This is a genomic window from Actinomyces viscosus (assembly GCF_900637975.1).
GTDB lineage: Bacteria > Actinomycetota > Actinomycetes > Actinomycetales > Actinomycetaceae > Actinomyces > Actinomyces viscosus.
Genome location: NZ_LR134477.1, coordinates 876,954 through 901,174 on the forward strand (window position 1 = coordinate 876,954; position 24,221 = coordinate 901,174).

A 24,221-nucleotide genomic window follows, 5' to 3' on the forward strand; every position below is an offset into this window, starting at 1 on the left:
ATGAGGACCCGGGCATGAGGATCGTTGTCGCCCCCGACTCCTTCAAGGAGTCCATGACAGCGGCGCGGGCCGCCCGGGCCATGGCCGCCGGCGTGCGGGACGCCCTGCCCTCGTGCGCGGTGGACCAGGTCCCGGTCTCCGACGGCGGGGAGGGCTTCGCCCAGGCCGTCACCACCGCCTGGGGCGCCTCGTGGCGAGAGGTGGACACCGTCGACGCACTGGGCCGGCCTCGAACGGCCGGGTTCGGCCTTGATGGCGACCGTGCCGTCGTCGACCTGGCCTCCAGCGTGGGGCTGGAGCACATCGCGCCGGGGGAGCGGGACGTCATGCGCTCCTCAACGATCGGGCTGGGCCGGGTGATGGCCGCCGCGCTCGATGCCGGCTCGCGCTCACTGCTCATCGGGCTGGGCGGCTCGGCCTCCAACGACATGGGCCTGGGGATGCTGACGGCGCTGGGCGCGCGGTGCCTGGATGCTGAGGGAGACGAGGTGGAGCCGGTACCCGCCGCGTTCACCCGCATCGTGAGTATCGAGGCCGAGCCTGCTCGCCGTCGTCTCGAGGACGTCAGCATCACGGTGGCCGGTGACGTGACGAACCCACTGACGGGCCCTCACGGCGCAGCTGCTGTCTTCGGACCTCAGAAGGGACTGACCGAGCCCGCCATCGCGTGGGTCGACGGCGAGATGGCGCGCCTGGCAGGCATCCTCGGCCTGAGCCGGTGGGTGTCCCGCCCGGGTACCGGGGCGGCCGGTGGGACCGCCTTCGCCCTGGGCGCCGTGCTCGGGGCGCGGCTGGCCACCGGTATCGACCATCTGACTCGGGTCGTGGGGCTGCGTGAGCGGCTGGAGGGCGCCGACCTGCTGCTGACGGGGGAGGGGGCGCTGGACGGACAGTCTGTGAATGGCAAGGCGGTCAGCGGCGTGCTCCGCCTGGCCCACGAGTGCCGTGTGCCCTCAATGGTCTTCGCCGGTCGGGTCAGTTTGGATGCGCGAGCCCGCCGTCGCCTGGCCGATCTGGGAGCCCGGGACATTATCCAGGTCTCCGATCCCTCCGTTCCGGTGGAGACGTCTCTGAGACGGGGTCCGGATCTTCTGCGTCGCGGCGTCGCGCATGCCCTGCGGCAGCGAGTCCAGCCCTGCGGTCCCACGCGAGGGGTTTACCCTGGCCGTATGAAGCTGGAGATTCTGCACACGGGAACGGTCGTCATCGATGAGACTCTTCCCTACCATCGGCCCACGGACCGCCCGCTGTCATGGACCCACCTCGGGCGGGGACGACGCCATCTGATCGAGGCGCCGGTCTCCTGCTATCTCGTCGAGGCGCCGTCGGGCCTGGTCCTGATCGACACCGGCTGGCACACCAGCAACCGCACCCGCCTGGGACAGCTGGGCAACCTGCGCCACCAGTACGCGGTGAACAAGGCACGCCTGCCCCAGGGGCAGGCGATCCACGAGCAGCTCGAGGCCAGGGGGATCCGGCCTCGGGACCTCGACCTGGTGCTCCTCAGCCACCTCCACTGCGATCACGCCGACGGGCTGCGCCTGGTTCGGCAGGCTCCCAGGATCATGGTTTCCGCCACTGAGCTGCGGGCCGCGGAGAAGGATCGGGCCCGCTACCTCCCACACGAGTGGAACGGGGTCGATCTGCAGACCTTCAGCTGGGACACCCGTTTCGGGCCGGTCCAGCGCGCTTGGGACGTCTTCGGCGACGGTAGCATCCTCATGGTCTCCGCTCCCGGTCACGCCTGGGGTCTGTGCGCCACGATCCTGCGGGGCGGGACCTCTGGTGAAGCGGCTGCGGAGCCGTCGAGCCGGGAGACCAATCTGCTGGGAGACGATCCGCGCGACGTCGTCATCCTCAGCAGCGACGTCGGTTACGGGCGGCCCTCCTTCGAGCAGGGCCTGCGCCCATCAGTCGTGGTTGACGCCCCCTTGGCCCAGCGATCCCTGAGCTGGGTGCGGGCCGCGGCCAAGGACCCGCGGGTGAAGCACCTGATCGCCAACCATGACCCCGAGCAGCAGCCCCGGACGATCGTTTTCTAGAGTCTGCCAGGCTTGGACCGTACTGGATCGGATGGCGGAACGTATCCGTGCTGCACCGTGGAGTGAGCGCGTCCACGCAGATTAAGAAGTCGCGGGTATCGCCGTGGGGCGGATCCACGTTGTACGCTTACCGACAGCAACGTGCTCCGGGGTCGGTGAAAGTCCGAACCGGCGGTTACAGTCCGCGACCCGCTCGTGCCACGGCTGTCTCAGGCAGTCAGGGGACCAGCGGTTGAGCCGGTGGAACTCCGGCACCGACGGTGAGAGTCCGGATGGGAGGATGCGCGTGGCGCCCTGCGGGGAGACCTGCAGCTCAGGACGATGCCCCTGATCCATGGCCCATCGTGGGCCGCCGGGTATCGAAAGGAGCGGGCGCCCAGCACGTGTGTGCGCCGACCGACGACGCGCAGGCGGACCCCGGAGCGGACCGGGGGCACGTGCTCCCGGAAGGACCCGGGAGGAGACCGCCGTGTACAGCCCCAGCCCCGTCGGCAAGGCCGCGCGCACCCAGGCCTCCAGAACAACCACGTCATCCAGGGATCTTCTGGTGCAGTCAGGCTCCGCCGGTTCCTCTCCAGCAGCCTCATCGCCCGAGCCGCCGAATCGCCGCCGACGTCGCATTCGCGCTGCCGAGAGCAACGGGCCCTGGCCGGCCATCGGCCTGGGGGCGGCCCTGCTCATCGTCTGGCAGCTCGCCACCGGGGCGGGCGCCGTCCCCGAGATCTTCCTGCCCAGCCCACTGGCCGTCGTTGAGCGCCTGTGGCTGAGCCTGACGCAGGCCGGACTGGGATGGAGGGCCTGGATCACGCTGCGCGAGGCTCTCCTCGGCTGCTTGCTTGCCGCCGTCCTCGGCCTGCCTCTGGCCTGGGGACTGTACCGCTGGCGGCTGTTCTCACGCGCCGTCCTGCCCTATGTCGCCGCCAGCCAAGCGGTTCCCGGCATCGCCATCGCACCCCTGCTGGTGCTGTGGATCGGTTACGGGACCCTTCCGATCGTGGTCCTGTGCGCCTTCATGGTCTTCTTCCCCATCACGATCACGGTGCTCCTGGGGCTGCGCAGCCTGGACAGCGACGTCATGGACGCGGCTCGGCTCGACGGCGCCCACGGCCTGAGCCTGCTCATCCACATGGAGCTGCCCATGTCGCTGCCCGCGATCTACACCGGGCTGCGCACCGGCTTCACCCTGTCGGTCACCGGGGCGGTCGTCGGTGAGCTCATCATGGGCGGCGAGGGTCTGGGCACCGTGCTCTCCACCCAGCAGAGCCGGGGCGACACCACCGGCGTGTTCGCCACGATCACCCTCCTGTGCGTCCTGGCCACCTCCATCCACTGGGCCCTGCACGAGCTCGAGCGACGCAGCCGCACCGTGGACGCCCTGCGGGGCCGGCGCGCCACCTGAGCCCGCAGCAGCTCCCCGTCCGATCCTCCGACAGCAAGGAAACCTCTCACCATGAACATCTCCCACCGCGTCGTCTCTCAAGCACCCCTCTCACGCCGCCACCTGCTGGCAGGAGGTCTGTCCCTCGCCGGTTCCGGGGCGCTCGCCGCCTGCTCCTCGGGGACCGCCAGCCGTGCGGCCTCCGCCTCGGCTGCTGGAGGCCCGCTGACCATTGGCCTGACCTACACGCCGAACATCCAGTTCGCCCCCTTCTACATGGCCAAGAAGGACGGGAAGTACGCCGCGAACGTGACACTGCGCCACCACGGGTCGCAGGACGGTCTCTTCGACGCCCTCCAGAGCGGGGAGGAGCACCTCGTCATCGCCGGTGCCGATGAGGCGGTGGTGGCCACCTCCAACGGGAGCGACCTCGTCGTCATCGGTGGCTACTACCAGTCCTACCCGGCCTGCCTCATCGTGCCGGAGAGCTCCTCGATCAACGCCCCCGCGGACCTCAGGGGCAAGACCGTCGGCACTCCGGGCAAGAAGGGGGAGACCTGGTACGCCCTCCAGCTGGCGATGGACACAGGCTCCCTGACCGAGTCGGACCTGACGATCCAGGAGATCGGCTACACCCAGCAGGCCGCGATCGTCGGCGGCAAGGTCGACGCCGTTGTCGGCTTCTCCAACAACGACGCGATCCAGATGAGCCAGGCCGGCACCCCGGTGCGCACCATCCAGGTGGCCGACCAGATCCCCCTTGTGGGCGCCTCACTGGTGACGACCCGCTCCCTGCTGGACTCGCGTCGCCAGGACCTCGAGGCGGCGGTCAAGGCCTCGATCGAGGGCATGACCGCCTTCGTCAAGGACCCCGACGCGGCGGTCGAGGCCACGAAGGACCAGGTGGCCGACCTCAAGGTGGATCAGACCCAGGCGGCTCGTGCGCGGGAGGTCGCCGTGGCCACCGGCAAGCTGGTCAGTGGCGACGGCTCCCAGCCCATCGGCTCGGTCAGGGTCGACGACGTCGCCTCGATGATCGAGTTCCTGTCCTCGCACAAGCTCCTGGGGGGCAAGAAGACACCTCAGGCGGCCGAGGTCTGCGTGCCCCTGGGGCAGTAGGTGCGCGGAGCCTGTGAGCCCCGACCTCGTAAAACTCGCCTTACAGCCGGCAGGCCAGCAGTGAGGAGACGAGGATGGCGCGGGCCCCGACCTCGTAGAGCTCGTCCATGACCCGGTTCATGTCCGCCCGCGGCACCATGGCCCGCACCGCCACCCAGTCGGGGTTCTGCAGCGGGGAGACGGTGGGGGACTCGATGCCCGGGGTGAGGGCCGCCGCCAGGTGCAGCTTGTTCATGGGGACGTCATAGTCCACGAGCACGTAGGCGCGGGCGCGCAGCACTCCCTCCAGGCGCCGCACGAGCGTGGCCAGCCCGGGCTCACCGCGGAACTGCTCGGTGGTGATGAGCACGGCCTCGCTGATGAGGATCGGGTCCCCGAAGGTCTCCAGCCCGGCGGCCCGCAGCGTCGTGCCGGTCTCGACGACGTCGGCGATGAGGTCGGCCACGCCCAGCTGGACGGAGGACTCCACGGCGCCGTCGAGGTGGACGGTCTGGGCCTCCACCCCCCGGGAGGCCAGGTAGCTGCGCACCAGGACGTCGTAGGAGGTGGCCACGCGCCGCCCGGCGACGTCGGCCAGGGAGGTCATGGTGCCCTTGGGGGCGGCGAAGCGGAAGGTGGAGCGGGCGAAGCCCAGGGGCAGGTGCTCAACGGCGTCGACCCCGGAGTCCAGGAGCAGGTCGCGTCCGGTGATACCGGCGTGCACGGTGCCCTGGCCGACGTACACGGCGATGTCCCGCGGACGCAGGAAGAACAGCTCGACGTCATTGGTCTCGTCGACGAGCACGAGCTCACGGCCCGTGCGGCGGGTGCGGTAGCCCGCCTCGGAGAGCATGGTGATGGCGGGCTCGGACAGGGAGCCCTTGTTCGGGACGGCGATACGCAGCACGGCGGTTCCTGATCTGTGATGAGGATGTCGAGTAGGAGGTGGGGTCGAGGTTTACAGGTATTTACAGGTAGCGGTAGACGTCCTGGAGGCTGTAGCCCTTGGCCACCATCATGACCTGGGCGTGGTAGAGCAGCTGGCTGATCTCCTCACAGGCGGCCTCGTCGGACTCGTGCTCGCAGGCCATCCAGGCCTCGGCGGCCTCCTCGACGAGCTTCTTGCCGATGAAGTGGACCCCGCGGTCCAGCTCCTCCACCGTCCCGGAGCCCTCGGGGCGGGTGGCCGCCTTGTGCTGCAGCTCGCTGAAAAGGTCCTCAAAGGTCTTCATGGCCCTAGGTTATCCGAAAGCCGATGGACCACTGACCGACCGTAGGACCTATCCGGTCCCGGCGCACGTCCTCCTCGGCTGCCCCCGGCCCCGGGTGGGAGCCCTCCCTCTACCCATGGCTCCCACCCGAGGCACGCGGCAGGCTCAGTCCCAGGGCGTCTCAGTCCCGGACGGCTGCACGCCGGGAGCCCAGGGTTGCGAGCCCCATCGCCACCGAGCCGGTGAGCAGACTGAGCACAACGATCGTCAGCCAGCGCCCCGGGAACTGGTGGGCAACGGTGATCCAGCCCCAGGGAGCAATCCGCCACAGCCAGGTCTCTGCCAGGACGTCGTTGCCGCCGATGAGCAGTCCCGAGACCACCAGGATGACGTTGAGGACGATTGCCACGACGATCCGGGTGCTCAGTGCCACCGCCAGGCTGACGGCCGCGATCATGAAGGCCACTGCTGGCATCACCATGAGCCCGTACACGGGACCGGCCAGCGCCGGCAGGTCCGGTGCGGTCCGGGTGAGGGTGTCGCCCAGAACCGTCACGGTCCAGGAGATGACGAGGACCGGGAGGAGGAAGAGAGCGCCCAGGATCGCGGTGGAGGTCAGGATGCTGCCGGCTCCCCGGCGGGTAATGAGTACCCGCCAGGCCGGCTGGAGCCGCCCCCAGACCGTGATGCCGACGACGGCCGCCGCAACCGGAACCCCCATGAGCTCGAGAACGCTCTGCCCGTACCCGGGCGGGTAGGCGGTGTGGAGGACTCCCAGAAGGACCAGCAGCAGGACCGCCAGGACCGCCCACACGGCCCAGGGCAGGACCCCGGCCATCGCCAGGACAGCACTGCGAGGCCCAGGGACACGGGCCATACGGGTGGCGGACGTGGACCGACGCTCCGAGGCGGCTCGCGGCGGCGACGCCGGAGCCGTCCGGGCGACATAACGTGCGTCGTCACGTACGTCGTCGGTCCTCTTGCCGGGAAGCAGCCGGGAGAGCCTGGAGGCCGCTGGCGCCACGCCTCCGGGAGGACCCGCCAGGAGGGCCAGGGCGGCACCGATCAGCGTCAGGGCGCTCGTCAGCAGGAGTCCGGGCGCCAGCGGGTAGCTCCACACCGGAGAGTCCTCCTCGAGCAGCACGCTGTTGCCGTGCACACCCAGCAAGGGCAACGCCGCCCTGGCCGTCCACGCCCACGGGAACATCCACCAGTCGTCCCGCTCCGCCTGGACCGCCCCGGCCACGGACCAGACGAAACCGAGGACGGGTGCGACTCCGACGGCGACGACTCGTGCCACCCGGAAGGCCGCCATGCCCCAGGCGCAGGCGCCGGTAACGACGATCCACATGTAGAGGGCGAACAGGAGGTACCTGTCCCAGGGTCCCCACCCACTGCCGACGATGAGGGCGTGCGCTACCACCGGGGCGACGAGCGCCACCTGGCAGGCCAGGGCCGACAGGCTCAGCACCACCAGACGGGCGGCCACCACCCGGCGCGGATCGACGGCGCGCCAGGCAGTTCCGCCCTGGCGCCACCGCTGCTCGCGCCACTGGGCCATCGCCCCGGTCAGCAGCCCCAGAGGAACCGCGAAGGCTCCGGCGTACATGTGCATCCACGCCAGCGCGTTGCCGTTCCACTGAAGCTCCTCGACCACGCCCGAGGAGACGGAGGCGTTGGCCAAGATGATGGTGTGGACCGTGAAGATGAGGGTCGTCCCGATGACGCCCCAGGTGAAGGTGCGTCGGCTGCGGGTGATCTCGGCGCGCACCAGGTCCCACAGGCTCACGTTCATCGCGGCCCGTGCCCTGACCGGCGTGGCGGCGCTCATGCCCGGGCCTCCGTCTCCATGCGGTGCCCACCTGGGGTGACGGCGGCCAGGAAGGCCTTCTCCATGGCCCGCTCGTCATCGGCGTCGGCGAAGTCGGCCAACGGTCCCTCGTAGACCAGTCGGCCTGTGGCCAGGACCCCGATGTCGTCACTCATGCGCGCGATCTCGCCGAGCTGGTGGCTGGAGACGACGACGGTGCGGCCCTCGTCGGCCAGGGCCCGCACGAGGTCGCGCAGCTCGATGATGCCCTGAGGATCCAGACCGTTCTGGGGCTCGTCAAGGATGAGGACCTCCGGGTCGGTCAGGAGCGCCATGGCCAGGGACAGTCGCACCTTCATGCCGGTGGAGAAGGTGCCGGCACGCTTTCTCCCAGCACTCGCCAGACCCACGCGCTCCAGGAGCGGGTCGATGGTCTCCGGGGAGGTGCCGGTCAGACGGCAGTGGACGAGCAGGTTGCGTCGTGCGGACAGCTGGGGGAAGAGGGCGGGGCCGTTGATGGAGGCGCCGACCCGGGCCAGACTGCGCCGGGTGAAGGGGGAGCCCTGGATCTCTACGCGGCCGGCGTCGGGCCTGAGCAGCCCCAGGGCGATGTTGAAGGCCGTCGACTTGCCGGCCCCGTTGAGGCCGAGCAGCCCGTAGACGCGGCCAGGATAGGCCGACAGATCGAGGCCGTTGAGCACTTTCTGACGACCGAAGGACTTCGATATCCCGGCCAGCCTCAGCCCGGGGGCGATACCGGTGGCATGGGCAGGGGAGCCGGGGGAGGGGAGAGGTACTGCTGTTGGAGCGGATGTCATAGCCCCATGCTCGTGCGCGAGGCCACTCCAGCGGATCCCCACCAGGGATACAGGCTGCGCCCATCTCCTCTGGCCTCTCTCCTCCCTGGGGAGGAGAGCTACTGGGGCTGGACGAGCCCGGTGGTCAGGGCGTAGATGACCAGCTCGACGCGGTTGTGGCAGCCCGTCTTGCCCAGGATCGTCTTGACGTGGGACTTGACCGTCGACTCGGCGACATGGAGCCGCTCACCGATCCGGGCGTTGCTCAGTCCCTGGCACACCAGGGCGAGCACAGCATCCTCCCGCCCGGTCAAAGGCTCGTAGGGTCCCGACGGCGCCCCGACGACGGGCACGGCGCCACCGGTCGAACCCGCCGGCGAGGTCGGGGGCCGTGGGACGAGCGTGCCGTCCCCCGTGCCTGTGACCGACCCGCCGTCCGTGTCAAGGTGGGCCAGGACGGTGCCGGTGACGGCCGGGTCCAGCCAGGACCCGCCACGGGCGACGACGCGGATCGCCTCCAGCAGCGTCGTCGGCTCAGCGTCCTTGAGGAGGAAGCCGTGGGCCCCGGCGCCCAGGGCCGCCAGGACGAGCTCGTCGTCATCGAAGGTGGTCAGGACCAGGATCCGTAAGGCGGAGGTGGCCGGCGTAGCACGCAGCTCGCGGATGGCGCTGACCCCGTCCATCACCGGCATCCGCAGGTCCATGAGCACCAGGTCGGCCCCGCCTCGGGGCTCGAGGGCCTGGGCGGTGAGGCGGTCGACTCCCTGGCGTCCGTTGACGGCCTCGAGCACGACCTCCATATCTGGCTGCGCGCCCACGAGGGCGCTGAAGGCGCTGACCAGCAGCGGCTGGTCGTCGACGACGGCGACCCTGATCGCAGCGGGGGTCATCGAAAGTCTCCTGTTCCTGTCGCGTCATGGTGCTGGTCCGGCACCGGGGCGCTCGCGGACAGCTCGAGCGGGGTGACCGGGAAGTCGACGTCAAGGGTGAAGAAGCCGTGGCCGTCGTCGTGCTGGAGTCCGTGGGCCATGGTTCCGCCTACGAGCCTGAGTCGTTCCTCGAGACCCACGAGCCCGCTGCCGCCGAAGCGCGAGTGCTCCAAGGACTCGGAGACCGGGTTGGTGACGTGAAGGTGGCAGGAGGCCGGTGACAGTGTCAGGCTCAGCTCGATCTGACCGGATCCGTGCCTGACGGCGTTGGCGAGGGCCTCTCCAACAAGTCGGACAAGGGTCAGGCGCTGTATCGCCGACCATCCCTCGTTGCAGCGCGCCAGATCCCCTGGTTCGGGGAGCACCGCGTTGATCCGGACGCCCGAGCCCCGGGTGGTCTCGATGAGAACCGGGATGGTGCGCAGGTCCGCCAGGGGAGTGATCTCGCCGGCATCGGAGCGCAGGACGGAGACGAGCTGGCGCACGGAGGTCAGGGAGGCGTCAGCGGTGTCGCGCACGGTGGTCAGGGTGCTCCGCAGCCGTTCCTCGCCGCCCAGGGCCAGGCCGGTGGCGGCCTGCACCTTGATCGTGGTGAGGCTGTGCCCCACGAGGTCGTGGAGCTCTCTGGCCAGGCTGAGGCGCTCGGCCGCAACCGCCTGAGCCGCGGCGATGCCGACGTCGCGGGCCTGGTTCTCGGCGACCCGGCGCCGGGAGGAGGCCAGCAGGTAGGTGAGGACCACGGTGCCCACGAAGACCAGGCTGGTCAGCGTTCGGGCTGCGAGGACGGCCCAGGTCAGGCCGGTTCCCGCCGTCGGGTCGGCGCCGGACTCGTACGACCTGCTGTAGGAGGCGAGGGTGACCGGGTTGACCAGTGCCCCGGCCAGAGCCAGCAGGAGCGCCGTGGTTCCCCAGCGTCGGTCGGGCTCCCAGCGGGTGACGGTGTAGAGGCTGGTGACCGCCGTGGCGATGATCGGGTTGAGGCCGAGGTTGACCGGGGAGAGAGCAACGAGGACCGCATAGGCCGCCAGCAGGCTGTAGGTCACCACGAAGGAGACGCGCAGGAGGCGTAACCGTCCGAACTGCGTCAGCGCCAGCGCCAGGCACAGGGCGAAGTCGGCCACATAGACGGCGTACCCGCCGAAGCGCAGGATGAAGGTGACTGTCTCCAGGGCGAAGACGAGGAAGACGGTCCCCAGGGCGAGATCCACCACCGGGACGGAGTACCGCGACCAGCGGCCTCCTCGCCCTGGCACCGTACGGTGCCGGACGCGCCAGTCGTAGGCGGCCGACAGGCTCGTCGTCAGCGGTACCGCAGCCTCGTGGACCGGCATGTCCCGATCCGTGCGGCCACCCCGGTCAGTCATGCGCCGTCCCCGCGTCCAGGATCCGGCGCGCATGGCGGCCGGCCGCGGCCGCGGCGATGAACGCGGCCGCATCCTCCTCAAGGCCCCGCCGCATGGTGGACAGCCTCACGCCGGTCTCCTTCTCAGCCGCCTGCAGCAGCTCCAGGAGCCCGTCGCAGGGGATCCCAACGAGCCGGTGCTGCGCCGCACCCGGGCGCGGTGCGCACAGGACCTCGGCCTCCCGGCGAACCTGAGCTCCCAGCGGACCGTGCAGGTCGGGAACGACGACGTCGGCCTCCGCCAGCGCAACCCGCCCGTAAGCGGTCATCGAGTGGTGCGAGACGCCCCGGTGGCGGGGGCGGGCGTCGGCCTGGGACATGCGCAGGCAGGCCACCGGGCGCCCACCCAGCGCGGCAATGGCGTTGACCGCGTCTCCGCAGGACACCCCCGAAAAGCCCCAGGGCGTCTCGGTGCCCAGGTTCCCGGGCCCCTGGATGACGATGGCGGCGTCGGCGCGCAGAACGTGACGGGCCGCCAGGAGCGCGTTGTGGACGCTGACCGCCTCGACGTCGCCGCCCCACGCCTGCCCGGCCGTCACGGTCCCGGCCAGCCAGCCGGCCCGGCTCAAGGCGGCGACGAGGCGGGAGTAGGCCAGGGGCAGGGCCCCGCCGTCGGTCATGATGTAGACGACGCGCGGCTGCTCCTCACCCCGGGGGGCGCGCAGCCCGGCGAGCACGGCCGGCAGGCTCGAGTGCAGGTCGGCCACGACCACCGGCATCCCCTCCAGGTCGAGGCTGCCGATCGGCCGGGACAGGAGACCGTGGTGGGCGGTGCCCTGCTCGTCGACGCCGGTGACCATGACCTGGTCGGGCATGTAGCGAGCCTTGACGAGGTGACCCTCGCGCGGCGGGTCGGCGGGGAGGACGTCCAGGCGGGCGCTGACCATGGCGTGCCCTCCTGTGCCCAGGGCGCGGTCCAGGGCTGAGACCTCCAGCCGCACCCGCTCCCCGCGCGCGGGCGCTCCGGTGAGGGCCTCGTAGGCGACCGCCCGGACCTGCTGGCCGGGAAGCAGGCTGATCGCGCCGTCCGGAGCGCCGGTGAGCTCCACCTCCAGCTCCACGCAGGAGCGCCCCTCGGGCCCCCACGCCGTCCTGGTCCCGGTCACTACGCCGTCGCGCCACATCATGGCCGAAGACTATCGGGGGACTATCGGGCACGTGCGCCGCCAGCCGCGGGCCACTCGGTTCTCCTAGGCTAGGGCACCGTGAGCCAGCAGACCCGCAGCACCGAGGAGCGCCTGGTGAGCCTCCTGCTCACCCTGCGCAACACCACCACCGGGCTCAGTGCCGAGGAGCTCGTCGCCAGCGTGCCCGGTTACGCCTCAGGTGACCCGGCCACCAACCCGCTCTCGGCCCGCCGCAAGTTCGAGCGGGACAAGGACACGCTGCGCGAGCTCGGCATCGAGGTGACCACCACCGGACGCCCCGACGAGCCCCGGTACCGGATCGACGAGGACGACTACACCCTGCCCGCGCTGCACCTGAGCGCCGAGCAGGCCGCCTGCCTGAACCTGGCCGCCTCCGCCTGGCGCGACGGCGACCTGCCCGCCACGGCGAGGCGCGCCCTGACCAAGCTGCGCGCCGTCAGCGAGGGGCCGGCGGGAAGCAGCGCCGCCGACCTTCCGACCCTCACCGCGGACCTGTCCGGCGACGAGATCCCCGAGGCCCTCGTCGCCGCGGTCGACGAGCGCCGCCTGGTCACCTTCGACTACGTCTCCGCCCGCTCGGGCAGCACCCGGGCCCGCACCGTCGAGCCCCACCACCTGCGCCTGAGCGAGGGCGCCTGGTACCTCGACGCCGCCGAGCCGCGCACCGCCGACGACGCGGAAGAGGCCTGGGACGGGGAGGACGCCAAGGACGCGACAGAGGACACGGGGGATCCGCAGGATGCGAGAGGAACCTCCGTCACGCTGCTGACCTTCCGCCTGGCCCGTATCGCCGGGCCGGTGACCGTCCACAGCCGCCCCGGGGCCTTCACCCGGCTGCCCGCCGGTACTCCCTCCCGCCGGCGCGCGCTCCTCGCCGCGTTCCCGGGGCGCGCTTTGGGGCTGCGCCTGGCCGGGGCGCACCTCGACCCGGCACAGGAGCCGCATGCCGAGCTGCCCGCGCACCTGGAGGGACGAGACCTCATCGCCGTCGACTACGAGGACCCCTTCTCCTTCGCCGGCACCATCGCCGCTCTCGGCGACGCCGTCGTGGTCCTCGGCCCCGAGCCCCTGCGCCAGGCGGTCCTGGCGCACCTGCGAGGCGCCGCCGCGCTCGCGGCACCGGAGGAGAAGTGACCATGGCACGTGTATCCGCTTCCGACCAGCTCACGCGGCTGCTCGCCCTGCCCGCCTGGGTCGCCGACCACCCCGGCGTCTCCATCAAGGAGGCCGCCGAGCACTTCGGCGTCACCCCGGCCGTCATCGAGCGCGATGTCAACACCTTGTGGGTCTCCGGGCTGCCCGGCGGCCTGCACGGGGACCTCGTGGACTTCGACGCCACAGACTTCGAGGCCGGGCGCCTGCGCCTGGCCGAGCCTCTGGGACTGGATCGTCCGGTCCGTCTCACCCGGCAGGAGGCGATCTCCTTGCTCATGGCCCTCAGGGTCCTGGCCGACCTCCTCGCCGACGACGAGGCCTCAGCTGCCGCCATCGTCTCCACCCAGCAGGCGCTCACCGACTTGCTCGCAGCCGGTGCCTCCGACGACGACGTGGCGGCCGTACCCCGTGGGGTTCTGCCTGTCGAGCGCTCCGGTCATTCCACCCGGACGGCTCAGGTCCTGGGCACCGTGCGCTCCGCGCTGCGGGACGGACGCCGCCTTCACCTGGTCTACGTCTCCGCCACCGACACCTCCTCCGAGCGCGACGTCGATCCCATCACCCTGGAAAGTGACGGATCACATATGACTCTCGTGGCCTGGTGCCTCAGCGCCAAGGCCGAACGCAGTTTCCGGCTCGACCGGATCGAGTCGGCCCAGCTTCTCGACATCCCGGCCATCCGTCACCGCAGCCGACGTCGGAAGGCCGGGTCCGAGATCGAGCGGTCCGCCGGGGAAAGGCCTCGCGCCACCTTGACTCTGCGACCGACGGGCCGCTGGCTCGTGGAGCAGATCCCGTGCGTCTCCCAGGAGGAGACCGCGGACGGCAATCTCAGAGCCGTCGTGGAGGGACGCGACCGCGCCTGGCTCGTCGGCCTGGTCCTCTCAGCGGGTCGCCACCTCATCGCCGTCGAGCCCACTGACCTCGCCCAGGAGACGGCAGGCGTTGCCGAACGGGCCCTGACCTCATATGACACCGGTGCGGAATGATGCCGGCCCGGGGAGAGGCCGATCCGTCCGCCTTGGGGGGAACCGGCGGGAGCGGCGTTCGGAGATACTTCGCGCGGCGGCTACACTCGGCCCGTATCGATAGCCCCTACCATCTAGGAGTAGAGCCATGCGGTTTCAACTTTGGCACATGATCGTCCTGCTTGTTCTTGTGCTGGTTGTCTTCGGGTCCAGCAGGCTCCCTGACATCGCCAAGAGCGTGGGCCAGTCCATGAAGGTCTTCAAGAAGGAGATCAAGGAGCTGCGCGACGAGGACGAGACCGAGAAGCCCGCCGCTCAGATTCAGCAGCAGCCCCAGGAGGGCACCTACTACACCGAGCCCACCCAGTCCGGTCAGTCCGCCCAGAGCACCGAGGGCACATCCCAGAAGTGACGTCATCCGGCGAGAGCCGGTGACCTGGAGACGAAGGAGGCCGTGGTGCCCAAGCTCCCTCGGATCAAGCGATCGAGGCGCAAGGACAACCCCGAGGCGCGCATGTCCATCGGGGACCACCTGCGCGAGCTGCGCAACCGGCTCTTCATCTCGGCCCTGGGTGTCCTGGTCATGTCGGTCGTGGGGTACCTGGTCTACGAGCAGGCCTTCTCCCTCATCACCCGGCCGATCGAGGCCGCCAACGCCCGGGGCGCCAACCTCACTCTGAACTTCGACACGATCCTGGCCTCCTTCGACATGAGGCTCAAGGTCTCCATCTGGCTGGGAGTCCTGTTCTCCGCCCCGTTGTGGATGTACGAGTTCTGGGCCTTCGTGGGGCCGGGGATGACCCGCAAGGAGAAGGCCTACACCTGGGCCTACGGCGTTGTGGGGCTGCTGCTCTTCTCCGCCGGCGCCGCCCTGGGCATGTGGGTCATGCCGCACGCGGTCGCCATCCTCACCAGCTTCATCCCCAACGGTCCCACCGCGGGTCTTATCAACGCCGGTGTCTACCTGGCGTTCGTCATGAGACTGGTCCTCGTCTTCGGGCTGGCCTTCCTCCTGCCCGAGCTGCTCGTCGCTCTCAACATGCTCGGGCTCATGAAGGGCACGACGATGCTCAAGGGATGGCGCTGGGCCGTCGTCGCGATCTTCACCTTCATGGCCTTCGCCAACCCACTGCCAGACCCCTGGTCCATGATCTTCATGGCCCTGCCCGTCACTGGCCTGTACTTCCTGGCCTGCTTCATCTCGATCCGGCATGACAAGCGGGTGGAGAAGAGACGCGCTGAGCTCGACGCCGAGCTGGAGGCCGCCCTGGCCGAGTAGCCGAGGCAGTCGGGCACCCGATCGTTCTTCCTGACTTCATCTACTCCCTCATGCGCATTGCTCTGCTGTCCAACCCGTCCTCGGGACGCGGCCGCCACGCGGCCGCCGATGAGGTCGCACGACGGGTCCTGAGCGAGTCCGGGCACGAGGTTCTCCACGTGCGCGGCAGCTCGTACGAGCAGGCGCGTCGCGCCGGCCGGGCGCTCCTGGGGGACGGGCCGGTCAGGAACGTTGAGGCACTGGTCGTCGTCGGCGGGGACGGCATGGTGCACCTGGGCGTGGACATCGTCGCCACGACCGGCGTGCCGCTGGGCATCGTGGCTACCGGCACCGGCAACGACATCGCCAGGCACTTCGGCCTGCCCAGTCGGGACGCGGCCGCATCCGCCCGTCTCATTGACCGGGCGCTGTCCGGCGGCGGCGCCATCATGGCCACTGACGCGATCTACGCCTCCCGCCCCGACGGGACTCTGCTCGCCCCGCAGCGACGCTGGTCCCTGGCCGTGGTGAGTGCCGGACTGGACGCCGCCGTCAACGCCCGCGCCAACACCCTTTCCTGGCCGGCCCGCGAAGGACGCTACGTGCGCGCCTTCACGGCCGAGCTCGCGGCGCTGGCCCCTTACGGCTACCGGGTCACCACCGATGAGGGCACCTGGGAGGGACCGGCGCTCCTGCTGGCGGCCGCCAACACCCGCTACATCGGCGGCGGCATGGACCTGGCGCCTGAGGCCGACCCCGCTGACGGCCTGCTGGAGGTCCTGCGTCTGGACCCCGTGGGACGTCCCCACCTGGTCTCCCTGTTCTCCCGTATCTTCAAGGGAACGCACCTGAGTGACCCGGCCGTCCACGTCGAGCGCAGCCGCGCCGTCACCATCGAGGCACTGGACGAGCGCACCGGCCGCGACAAGGGCCTGCGCCCGCCCCCGCACCCCTTCGCCGACGGCGAGCCCCTGGCCCAGCTGCCCCTGCGGCTCGAGGCGGTGCCCGACGCGGTGCAGCTGCTCCTGCCGGCCCAGGGATGATCCAACCCGTAGTGTGGTTCCCATGAGCTCACCAGCCGAGCGCTATGCCGCATCTCGTCGTCGACAAGCCGCCGCCAGCAGTGAGCTCACCCGCTTCGCCCGGGACTATGACTTCCCCCTCGACCCGTTCCAGGAGGAGGCCTGCGCCGCCGTCGAGAGGGGAGAGGGCGTCCTCGTCGCGGCACCGACGGGAGCCGGTAAGACGGTGGTGGGGGAGTTCGCCGTCTACCTGGGCCTGGCCAAAGGGCTCAAGACCTTCTACACCACGCCGATCAAGGCGCTGAGCAACCAGAAGTACCTGGACCTTGTGGCCCGGCACGGCGAGGAGCGGGTAGGGCTGCTCACCGGCGACACCTCGGTCAATCCCCACGCGGACGTGGTGGTGATGACCACCGAGGTTCTGCGCAACATGCTCTACTCGGGCTCACGCGACCTGGATCGGCTGGGCTTCGTGGTCATGGATGAGGTCCACTACCTGGCCGACCGCTTCCGAGGGCCGGTGTGGGAGGAGGTCATCATCCACCTTCCCGCCGAGGTCCAGGTGATCTCCCTGTCCGCCACGGTCTCCAACGCCGAGGAGTTCGGCGACTGGCTCGGCCAGGTGCGCGGAAGGACCGCCGTCGTCGTCTCCGAGCAGCGCCCCGTCCCCCTGACCCAGCACATGATGGTCGGGCGCCGCCTCATGCCTCTGTACTCCCGCCCTGTCGATGCCGCCGCTCCCACGAGGTCTCCGGAGTATCGTGACGACGCCTCCGAGGGCGCCGATGAGACACAACCCGCGCCGTCGGCGCAGCCTCCGCTCAACCCGGAGCTGCTCAGGACCGTCAAGCAGGCCCGGCGCGCCGCCGCCTCCGGGGGCGCCTCCAAGAACAGCTACCGCAGCCGTGGTGGCGGCTCCGGGCGGGGAGCGCAGCCCTGGAAACGTTCCGCAGGTGGAGGACGGGCGCCCCGCCGTGGCGAGGGCGGCGCCCGTACAGCGCGGCTGAAGCCTCCCTCACGGCTGCAGGTCGTCAAGGCCTTGGAGGAGGCTCATCTGCTGCCCGCCATCGTCTTCGTCTTCTCCCGGGCCGGCTGCGAGCAGGCCGTCCACCAGGTCGTCAGCGCCGGGGTGGACCTGACCACCGAGGCGGAGGCGGCGCGCATCCGGGAGGTCATCGAGCGGCGTACCGCTGATATCCCGGCCGGCGACCTGGGGGTCCTCGGCTTCCACTTCTGGGCCCATGCCCTGGAGCGCGGCGTCGCGGCCCACCACGCGGGGCTGCTGCCGGTGTTCAAGGAGACGGTCGAGGAGCTCTTCAGCGCGGGCCTGGTCAAGGTCGTCTACGCCACTGAGACGCTGGCACTGGGTATCAACATGCCCGCGCGCACGGTCGTGCTCGAGTCGCTGCGCAAGTGGAACGGGTCGGCCCACGTCACCCTCAGCCCGGGGGAGTACACCCAGCTGACAGGTCGGGCCGGGCGGCGCGGCATCGATGTCGAGGGGCACGCCGTCGTCCTGGCCGCCGACGACGTCGAGCCGGCCACGGTCTCCTCCCTGGCCTCCCGGCGCACCTACCCGTTGGTCTCCGCCTTCCGCCCGACCTACAACATGGCCGTCAACCTGCTCGAGCGCATGTCCCGGGCACGGGCACGCGAGGTGCTCGAGCAGTCCTTCGCCCAGTTCCAGGCCGACCGCGGCGTCGTGGAGCTGGCCGCCCAGGCGCGCCGCAAGCGCCGCAGCCTGGAGGATCTGGAGAAGGACATGGCCTGCCGCCTGGGAGACTTCCGCGAGTACGCGGCCCTGCGCCAGGCCATCGCCGACGCCGAGGCGGACCTGTCCCGGGACAAGGCCGCCGTGCGCCGCAGCGAGACGGGGCGGGCCATGAGCGCACTGGGACGCGGGGACGTCGTCGTCTTCCGTAAGGGCCGGCGCCGTCGCCACGGCATTGTCCTGGAGGTCGGTGCCGACCGGACCGGGACACCCACCATCACGGTGCTGGGGGAGGACTCACGAGTGGTCGCCCTGACTCCGGACACGGTGCCGGACGGCGTCATGCGGGTGGGCGCCCTGCGAGTGGCCGACTCGGTGGATCCTCACCGGCCCCGTGACCGCGACCGGCTCGTGCAGCGCCTGGTTGATGCGCTGCGGACGGGGGACCTGGAGGACGGGACGAGACGAGCTCGCACCCGCTCCGGCCGGGCGCAGGCCCGCCGGGACAGCGCCATCGAGAACCTTGAGCGCCTGCGCCACGAGATGCGCTCCCACCCCTGCCACGGGTGCCCCGACCGGGAGGAGCATGCCCGGGTGGGCCGCAAGTGGTCGCGTGCCAGGGCCGAGGCGGAGCGCCTGCAGCGGCGCATCGAGACCCGCACCGGCACCATCGCCCGCCTCTTCGACGCCGTGTGCGAGGTGCTGCTCGAGCTGGGCTATCTGCGACCCGTGGACCGAGGCCACCCCGAGCGCGAGCTGCGGGTGACCGGGGCCGGGAAGCTCCTGGCCCGGATCTACGCCGAACGGGACCTGCTCATCGCCGAGTGCCTGCGTACGGGCGTCTTCGAGGACCTCAGCGCCGGCGAGCTCGCCGGCGCCCTGAGCGCCTGCGTCTACGAACCGCGCCTGAGCTCGCAGTCGATCGGGCTGCCGGTATCACCCGGGTCGAGGCTCGGTCAGTGCCTGCGCGCCCACCTGGGGGTCTCGCACCGGATCCACGACCTGGAGTCCCTGGCCCGTATCGAGGCCTCCTCGGGTGCGGAGCCGGCACTGGCGGGGGCGGTCCAGGCCTGGTGCGACGGTGCGCAGCTGGCGGACATTCTCGATGCCACCGAGCTGACGGCCGGGGACTTCGTGCGCTGGTGCAAGCAGCTGCTCGACGTCATCGGCCAGATCGCCAGCCTCTCACCACCACCGGACGCCAGTCCCGAGCAGGCTGGGGCGATCACCGACCTGTCGTTGCGGGCGGCCGAGGCATCGCTGGACCTCAACAGGGGAGTGGTGAGCTGGTCCGCCGTATGAGGCGCTCCACCCCGTATAGGGTTCTCAGCCGTCTGCATCGGCCCGGGCTAGTAGTCTCGTTGCGGCCGATACCTCGAACGACAGGACCCACGCCCTCATGTCAGGCTTCTTCGCCCTTCTCGACGACATCGCCACGCTGGCCAAGCTGACGCTGTCCACCGTTGACGACACGGCCTCGATCGCCGTCAAGACCTCCGCGAAGGTGTCGGCTGCGGCCGTCGACGACGTGGCCACCACGCCCCAGTACGTCACCGGCATCACCCCGGACCGCGAGCTGCCGATCATCAAGCGGATCACGCTGGGCTCCCTTCGCAACAAGCTCCTCATCATCCTGCCGATCGGCCTGCTGCTGACGGCGGTGGCGCCGGCCCTGCTGCCGGTGGCGCTCATCATCGGCGGCGCCTACCTGTGCTTCGAGGGCGGGGAGAAGATTCTGGAGCGCTTCCTTCATTCCGATCACGTCCAGGAGGAGACCGGTCCGGTCGACGAGGCGCAGATCGTCCGTCAGGCCATCACCACCGACTTCGTTCTGTCCACCGAGATCATGCTGCTGGCCCTGGCCGAGGTGGAGGGCGAGTCCTCCGTACGGCGCATCATCGTCCTGGTCCTCATCGCGCTGCTCATCACCTTCGCCGTCTACGGCCTGGTCGCCGCTCTCATCAAGCTCGACGACGCTGGGGCGCACCTGGCCGGTCAGGGGCGCACGGGTGCCGTTCGGGCTGTCGGCCGTGCGATCGTGAAGTCGGCGCCCGCGCTCTTCAGAGGCATTGGGATCGTCGGTACCGTGGCGATGCTGTGGGTCGGCGGCCACATCCTGGCAGTGAACCTTGCCAAGGTCGGCTTCCACCCGCTGCACCACGCCATCGAGTGGGCCGAGGAGCTCACCCACAACCCGGTCCTGTCCTGGATCACCGGGACGGCCATGTCCTGCCTCATCGGGGCCGTCATCGGCACGCTGCTGGCCCTGGCCTGGCAGCCCGTGCACCACGCCCTGGCGCGCCGTCGTTCCACTGACTGAGGGCTTACTGACCGAGCCCGTCACCGAGGAAGGCCAGAATGGCGCGCACGCGCCGGTTCTCCTCGGAGGGGTCCAGACCCAGCTTGAGGAAGATCGCCGAGACGTGCTTGGCCACCGCCGCCCCCGACACGATCATCCTTGCCGCGATCTGGCTGTTCGACAGTCCTCGGGCCATGAGCTCGAGAACCTCAAGCTCACGCGGCGTCAGGTCGGCCAGGCCCGAGTGCGAGCCTCGCACCATGGCCCGGGTGACCTCGGGGTCGGTCACCATGCCTCCGGCCAGAACCACTCGCAAGGATCCCAGGAAGTCGGCGACCTCCGAGACCCTGTCCTTGAGCATGTAGCCCGTCTCGCCGGCGTCGGGTGGCGCCTCGGCGGCGAAGAGCTGCTGGGCGTATGTCGCCGACACGTACTGGCTGAGCACCATGATCGCCACGGCCGGGTGGCGGCGCCGGATGGCCAGCGCGGCTTCCAGACCGTCGTTCCTCATGGACGGCGGCATACGGACGTCGGTGATCACCGCATCGGGCAGACGCCCCTGAGCCTCCAGGAGGTCAACGCGCTCCACCAGTGCCGGCGCACTGCTCTCCCGAGCGACGATGTCGTAGCCTTGGCGCTCCAGCAGGCCTGCCAGCCCCTCGCGCAGCAGGGCCGAGTCATCGGCGATGACCAGTGAAGAGGCCGAAGTCATCATTTCCGCCTTCCCGAGTTGTCGGCGCCGCCTGGGCCCTCTGAGCCGTCTGGGCCGATTCCGCTCTCCCCACGGACCAGAAGCAGTGGCAGGTGCGCCGCGACCTGTGTCGGCCCGCCCGGAGGACTGGACAGCAGGAGCTCCCCGCCGAAGGCCGCGAGCCGCTCCCTCATGCCCACCAGACCGTGTCCCGGTTGGAGCCGGGCCCCGCCGGGTCCGGTGTCGACGACGCACACCCTCAGGATCTTGTCCACGGTCAGCAGGATGGTGACCTCGGCACCAGGAGCGTACTTGAGCGCGTTGGTCATCGCCTCCAGGGCGAAGAAGTAGGCTGCGGCGATCACCCCCTCGGGCATCGTCGGCAGGGGGTGCGGGCAGACGACCCTCACGGTCCTGCCGGTCCCATCAGCTCGATCCGCCGCATCATGGACGGCAGCGGCCAGACCGAGATCGGTGAGCACCTGGGGATGAATTCCGCGCACCGTGGTGCGCAGCGAGTCCAGCCCGCCGGCGACCGCCGCCTTGGCCTCGTCCAGGAGGCCGGCGAGTGCCGGGTCTGCGGTCACAGCGGGGGAGAGCTGCGCCTCTCCGAGCTTCATGAGTCCGACGACGAGCCGTTGCTGAGCGCCGTCGTGCAGATCACGCTCGATGCGGCGGCGCTCGACCTCGTAGGCCGCGACGATCGCTCGCCGGGATGCCGTCAGCTCGGCGATCCTCCGAGACGCGACGGCCTCGTGGGTAGACGCGGCACTACGTAGCCATCGTGGCGGAAACCTCAGCTGCACGGTCCCAAGGTACCGTGTCACGGCTAGCGGGGAGGTGAGCCAGGAGCCCGCTGCGCCGGGGGTACACCCAGCACTACCTCACCAGGAGTGCGAGCACTATCGCGATCGCCCTGAAAAGGCGGTGAGATAAGAGGTATGAACACTCCACTGATCACCACCAGCGACATTGTCAAACGCTTCGGCACGGTGACGGCACTGGCCGGCGTGAGCATCAGCATCGCCGCGAGTGAGACCGTCGCGATCATGGGCCCCTCAGGGTCGGGTAAGTCGACGCTGCTGCACTGCCTGTCCGGGGTCCTCGTCCCGGACCACGGGACCGTGGCCTTCGGGGGTGCCGAGATCTCCCGTCTCACTGATGCGCAGCGCTCCCATCTGCGGCTGCGCGAGCTGGGATTCGTCTTCCAGGACAGCCAGCTCGTCCCCGAGCTGCCCGCCCGTGAGAACGTGGCGCTTCCGCTCATGCTCACCGGTACCTCGACGCGGCCGGCGCTGCGCGCCGCCGACGAGATGCTCGCCCGGCTCGGCCTGGCAGAGCTCAGGGGCCGCCTTCCTGCGCAGATGTCGGGCGGACAGGCTCAGCGCGTGGCGATCGCCCGGGCGCTGGTGGGCAGCCCCCGTGCGATCTTTGCCGATGAGCCCTCCGGCGCCCTGGATCAGGCCACCGGCCACGAGATGATGCAGCTGCTGACGGCGGCCGTCTCCATGGCGGGTGCGACGCTGGTCGTTGTGACGCACGACCTCAACGTCGCACGCTGGTGCTCTCGTCTCATCGAGATCCGTGACGGGCTGGTCCACTCCGACCGACTCCTGAAGGTCAGCTCCGCACCCAGCTCCGCACAGATGGCGCAATCGGGGGTGGCCCGATGAGCAGCTTCGCGAATGCCTCAGCTCCCGTCTCCGTGGCCACAGCCGCGGCAGGTTCGTCCCGCAGTGCAGCCGGCCGTCCTGGCACCCTGGCCCTGACCCGCCTCACTGCTCGTCTCACTCGTGCTCGACTTGCCTCCCGTGAAGGGGAGACGCTGCTGTACCTGGCCAGTATCCTGGCCTACACCGTGGCCACCTGCGCGGCTCTGACCGTCGCCGGAGGTACCTGGATGTTCTACAGCCGCGGCGAGCATCCAGAGCGGGTTACCGCCTGGCAGGCCGCGGCCCAGAGCTCGGGCTACGGCTTCGACCGCGTGGCGCAGCAGTACCTCATCATGTCCCTTCTGGCCTGCGCCATGTTGGTGCCGGCCATGGTGGGGCTGGCCTCCAACGCCGCGGTGCTGGGAGCGCGCAGCCGCGAGCGGCGTCTGGCGGTACTGCGCCTGCTGGGTCTGTCCGGGGCCGATGTCACCCGCATGTCCTTGCTGGACGCCCTTGTTCAGTCTGCCGCCGGCGCGGTCATCGGTACCGTCGTCTACCTGATCACGCTCCCCGCCTGGGGCAGTCTCACCGTCATGGGCACCCGGATCACCCCCGGTGAGATGATTCTGCCACTGGGATACCTTGCCGTTGTCCTCGTGGGGGTCATCCTGATTGGCCAGCTCTCGGCCTGGCGGGGTCTGCGTCAGGTACGGATCTCCCCGCTGGGTGTCTCCCGGCGAGCCAATGGACCGCGAGCCGGCGTCTGGCGCGTCATCGTGTTCCTTGGAACGATGTTCGCTGCTCCGCATGTCATTGGATCGCTGCCTTCGCAGTACCGCGCCTTCGTCGTGTACGCCATGATCATGGCGGTCATCTTCGTCTTCGACCTGGCCGGTTCGTGGTTCACGCAGCTGCTTTCTCGAGGGCTGGCCAGGCTTCGCGGCCCGGTCATGCGCTGGACCGCTCGCCGGATCCAGGCCGCGCCCACCGCGACGTGGCACCGGGTCTCCGCCATGGGGCTGCTGGCCTTCATCGGCGGTTTCATCAGCAGCTTCATGTCGCTCATGCCACAAGGCTCCGATACCGGGACGGCTACGGAGACAGGATCGGCTGAGGCCTTCGTCTACTCCATCATGTGGGACTGCGAGAAGGGAGCCATCATTACCCTGGCCTTCGGGTTCGTTCTGACGGCCACGTCGATCCTCATCAGTCAGGCATCGGGAACCATCGAGCGCGCGGAGCAGTCCCGCAGCCTGCGCCGCATGGGCGCCCCCGCGGGGTACGGCCTGCGCGTCATGTGGATGGAGACCTATACGCCGCTACTGCTCGCCGTTCTCGGCGGCGCTGGTCTTGGCACTCTCATGGCCTCGCTACTGACGGGGATGTCGCCGGTCTCCGGTATCTCCCCGTTGATGCTCGGCATCATCATCGTCGGACTGGTACTGACGGGCCTGGCCCTGCGAGCCTGCCACCCGCTGTACTACCGTCTCCTCGGGGAGACGGAGCGCCACAACGACTGACACCGCCGACGCCGCGCGGACCCGGTTCCAGAGAACCGCTGCCCACAGCCACCCACAAGGCGAGACGACGTCGCATTACTCGTATGCTTCACCGCGTGACAGTAGCTTCCCGGTCTATCCGCTGGCTTCG

At 70.0% G+C, this 24,221-nt stretch carries 21 protein-coding genes and 1 riboswitch; of the genes, 12 read left to right on the plus strand and 9 right to left on the minus strand.

All coding sequences use genetic code 11. The features are described from left to right. Positions 1-14: 14 nt before the first annotated feature. The 3 genes from EL340_RS15285 (at position 15) to EL340_RS03855 (ending at position 4,539) form a co-directional block, all read left to right on the plus strand. A complete protein-coding gene (locus EL340_RS15285; RefSeq protein ID WP_232023206.1) occupies positions 15-2,042 on the plus strand; it encodes a glycerate kinase in 2,028 nt (675 codons plus the stop codon). 137 nt (positions 2,043-2,179) lie between these two features. Beyond that, a riboswitch (FMN riboswitch) is annotated at positions 2,180-2,330 on the plus strand. 181 nt (positions 2,331-2,511) lie between these two features. Beyond that, complete coding sequence (locus EL340_RS03850) at positions 2,512-3,441, plus strand: ABC transporter permease (RefSeq protein WP_232023207.1); 930 nt, start codon at positions 2,512-2,514, stop codon at positions 3,439-3,441. 51 nt (positions 3,442-3,492) lie between these two features. Next, on the plus strand, positions 3,493-4,539 hold the full coding sequence (locus tag EL340_RS03855; RefSeq protein ID WP_126413522.1) for an ABC transporter substrate-binding protein: 1,047 nt from the start codon (positions 3,493-3,495) through the stop codon (positions 4,537-4,539). Positions 4,540-4,579: 40 nt separating this feature from the next. Here EL340_RS03855 and hisG read toward each other — a convergent pair whose 3' ends face one another. The 7 genes from hisG to EL340_RS03890 form a co-directional block, all read right to left on the minus strand. Next, the gene (gene hisG, locus EL340_RS03860) at positions 4,580-5,425 is read right to left on the minus strand and encodes an ATP phosphoribosyltransferase (RefSeq protein WP_126413523.1); all 846 of its coding nucleotides are present in this window, start codon (positions 5,423-5,425) and stop codon (positions 4,580-4,582) included. A 61-nt stretch (positions 5,426-5,486) separates the two neighbouring features. Further along, entirely contained in the window at positions 5,487-5,750 is a 264-nt protein-coding gene (locus tag EL340_RS03865; RefSeq protein WP_009232973.1) for a phosphoribosyl-ATP diphosphatase, read from the minus strand. A gap of 160 nt (positions 5,751-5,910) precedes the next feature. Continuing rightward, a complete protein-coding gene (locus EL340_RS03870) occupies positions 5,911-7,560 on the minus strand; it encodes an ABC-2 family transporter permease (RefSeq protein ID WP_126413524.1) in 1,650 nt (549 codons plus the stop codon). Continuing rightward, a complete protein-coding gene (locus EL340_RS03875) occupies positions 7,557-8,357 on the minus strand; it encodes an ATP-binding cassette domain-containing protein (protein WP_126413525.1) in 801 nt (266 codons plus the stop codon). Before EL340_RS03875 ends, EL340_RS03870 begins: the two co-directional genes overlap by 4 nt. 98 nt (positions 8,358-8,455) lie before the next feature. Beyond that, positions 8,456-9,226 carry a response regulator gene (locus EL340_RS03880; protein ID WP_126413526.1) on the minus strand — a complete coding sequence of 257 codons (771 nt, stop codon included), beginning with the start codon at positions 9,224-9,226 and terminating at the stop codon, positions 8,456-8,458. Further along, positions 9,223-10,629: a sensor histidine kinase gene (locus tag EL340_RS03885; RefSeq protein ID WP_232023208.1), complete on the minus strand. Its 1,407-nt coding sequence runs from the start codon at positions 10,627-10,629 to the stop codon at positions 9,223-9,225. The genes EL340_RS03880 and EL340_RS03885 overlap by 4 nt, the downstream gene beginning before the upstream one ends. Then, positions 10,622-11,794 (minus strand): DUF3866 family protein, encoded by a 1,173-nt coding sequence (locus EL340_RS03890; protein ID WP_126413527.1) that lies wholly within the window; start codon positions 11,792-11,794, stop codon positions 10,622-10,624. The genes EL340_RS03885 and EL340_RS03890 overlap by 8 nt, the downstream gene beginning before the upstream one ends. Before the next feature lie 78 nt (positions 11,795-11,872). On the opposite strand from EL340_RS03890, the gene EL340_RS03895 reads away from it, so the two are divergent. The 7 genes from EL340_RS03895 to EL340_RS03925 all read left to right on the plus strand — a co-directional run bounded on the left by EL340_RS03895 (position 11,873) and on the right by EL340_RS03925 (position 20,249). Further along, positions 11,873-12,949, plus strand: coding sequence for a helix-turn-helix transcriptional regulator (locus EL340_RS03895; RefSeq protein ID WP_126413528.1), 1,077 nt, complete (start codon positions 11,873-11,875; stop codon positions 12,947-12,949). Positions 12,950-12,951: 2 nt separating this feature from the next. Beyond that, positions 12,952-13,959: a helix-turn-helix transcriptional regulator gene (locus tag EL340_RS03900; RefSeq protein ID WP_126413529.1), complete on the plus strand. Its 1,008-nt coding sequence runs from the start codon at positions 12,952-12,954 to the stop codon at positions 13,957-13,959. Positions 13,960-14,086: 127 nt separating this feature from the next. After that, positions 14,087-14,350, plus strand: a complete 264-nt coding sequence (gene tatA / locus EL340_RS03905) for a Sec-independent protein translocase subunit TatA (RefSeq protein ID WP_126413530.1) — start codon at positions 14,087-14,089, stop codon at positions 14,348-14,350. A 45-nt stretch (positions 14,351-14,395) separates the two neighbouring features. Further along, a complete protein-coding gene (gene tatC, locus EL340_RS03910; protein WP_126413531.1) occupies positions 14,396-15,217 on the plus strand; it encodes a twin-arginine translocase subunit TatC in 822 nt (273 codons plus the stop codon). A gap of 50 nt (positions 15,218-15,267) precedes the next feature. Further along, positions 15,268-16,239 carry a diacylglycerol/lipid kinase family protein gene (locus EL340_RS03915; RefSeq protein ID WP_126413532.1) on the plus strand — a complete coding sequence of 324 codons (972 nt, stop codon included), beginning with the start codon at positions 15,268-15,270 and terminating at the stop codon, positions 16,237-16,239. Between the two features lie 22 nt (positions 16,240-16,261). After that, complete coding sequence (locus tag EL340_RS03920; protein WP_126413533.1) at positions 16,262-19,231, plus strand: DEAD/DEAH box helicase; 2,970 nt, start codon at positions 16,262-16,264, stop codon at positions 19,229-19,231. A gap of 97 nt (positions 19,232-19,328) precedes the next feature. Then, the gene (locus tag EL340_RS03925; RefSeq protein ID WP_126413534.1) at positions 19,329-20,249 is read left to right on the plus strand and encodes a DUF808 domain-containing protein; all 921 of its coding nucleotides are present in this window, start codon (positions 19,329-19,331) and stop codon (positions 20,247-20,249) included. Between the two features lie 4 nt (positions 20,250-20,253). Here the strand turns inward: EL340_RS03925 and EL340_RS03930 are convergent, their stop codons facing one another. Both EL340_RS03930 and EL340_RS03935 read right to left on the minus strand, forming a co-directional pair. Continuing rightward, on the minus strand, positions 20,254-20,940 hold the full coding sequence (locus tag EL340_RS03930) for a response regulator (RefSeq protein ID WP_126413535.1): 687 nt from the start codon (positions 20,938-20,940) through the stop codon (positions 20,254-20,256). Beyond that, positions 20,940-21,725 (minus strand): sensor histidine kinase, encoded by a 786-nt coding sequence (locus EL340_RS03935; protein WP_126413536.1) that lies wholly within the window; start codon positions 21,723-21,725, stop codon positions 20,940-20,942. Before EL340_RS03935 ends, EL340_RS03930 begins: the two co-directional genes overlap by 1 nt. Positions 21,726-21,860: 135 nt before the next feature. Here EL340_RS03935 and EL340_RS03940 point away from each other — a divergent pair, with 135 nt between their 5' ends. After that, positions 21,861-22,592 (plus strand): ABC transporter ATP-binding protein, encoded by a 732-nt coding sequence (locus tag EL340_RS03940; RefSeq protein ID WP_126413537.1) that lies wholly within the window; start codon positions 21,861-21,863, stop codon positions 22,590-22,592. Continuing rightward, entirely contained in the window at positions 22,589-24,091 is a 1,503-nt protein-coding gene (locus EL340_RS03945; protein WP_126413538.1) for an FtsX-like permease family protein, read from the plus strand. Before EL340_RS03940 ends, EL340_RS03945 begins: the two co-directional genes overlap by 4 nt. The last annotated feature ends 130 nt before the right edge of the window (positions 24,092-24,221 follow it).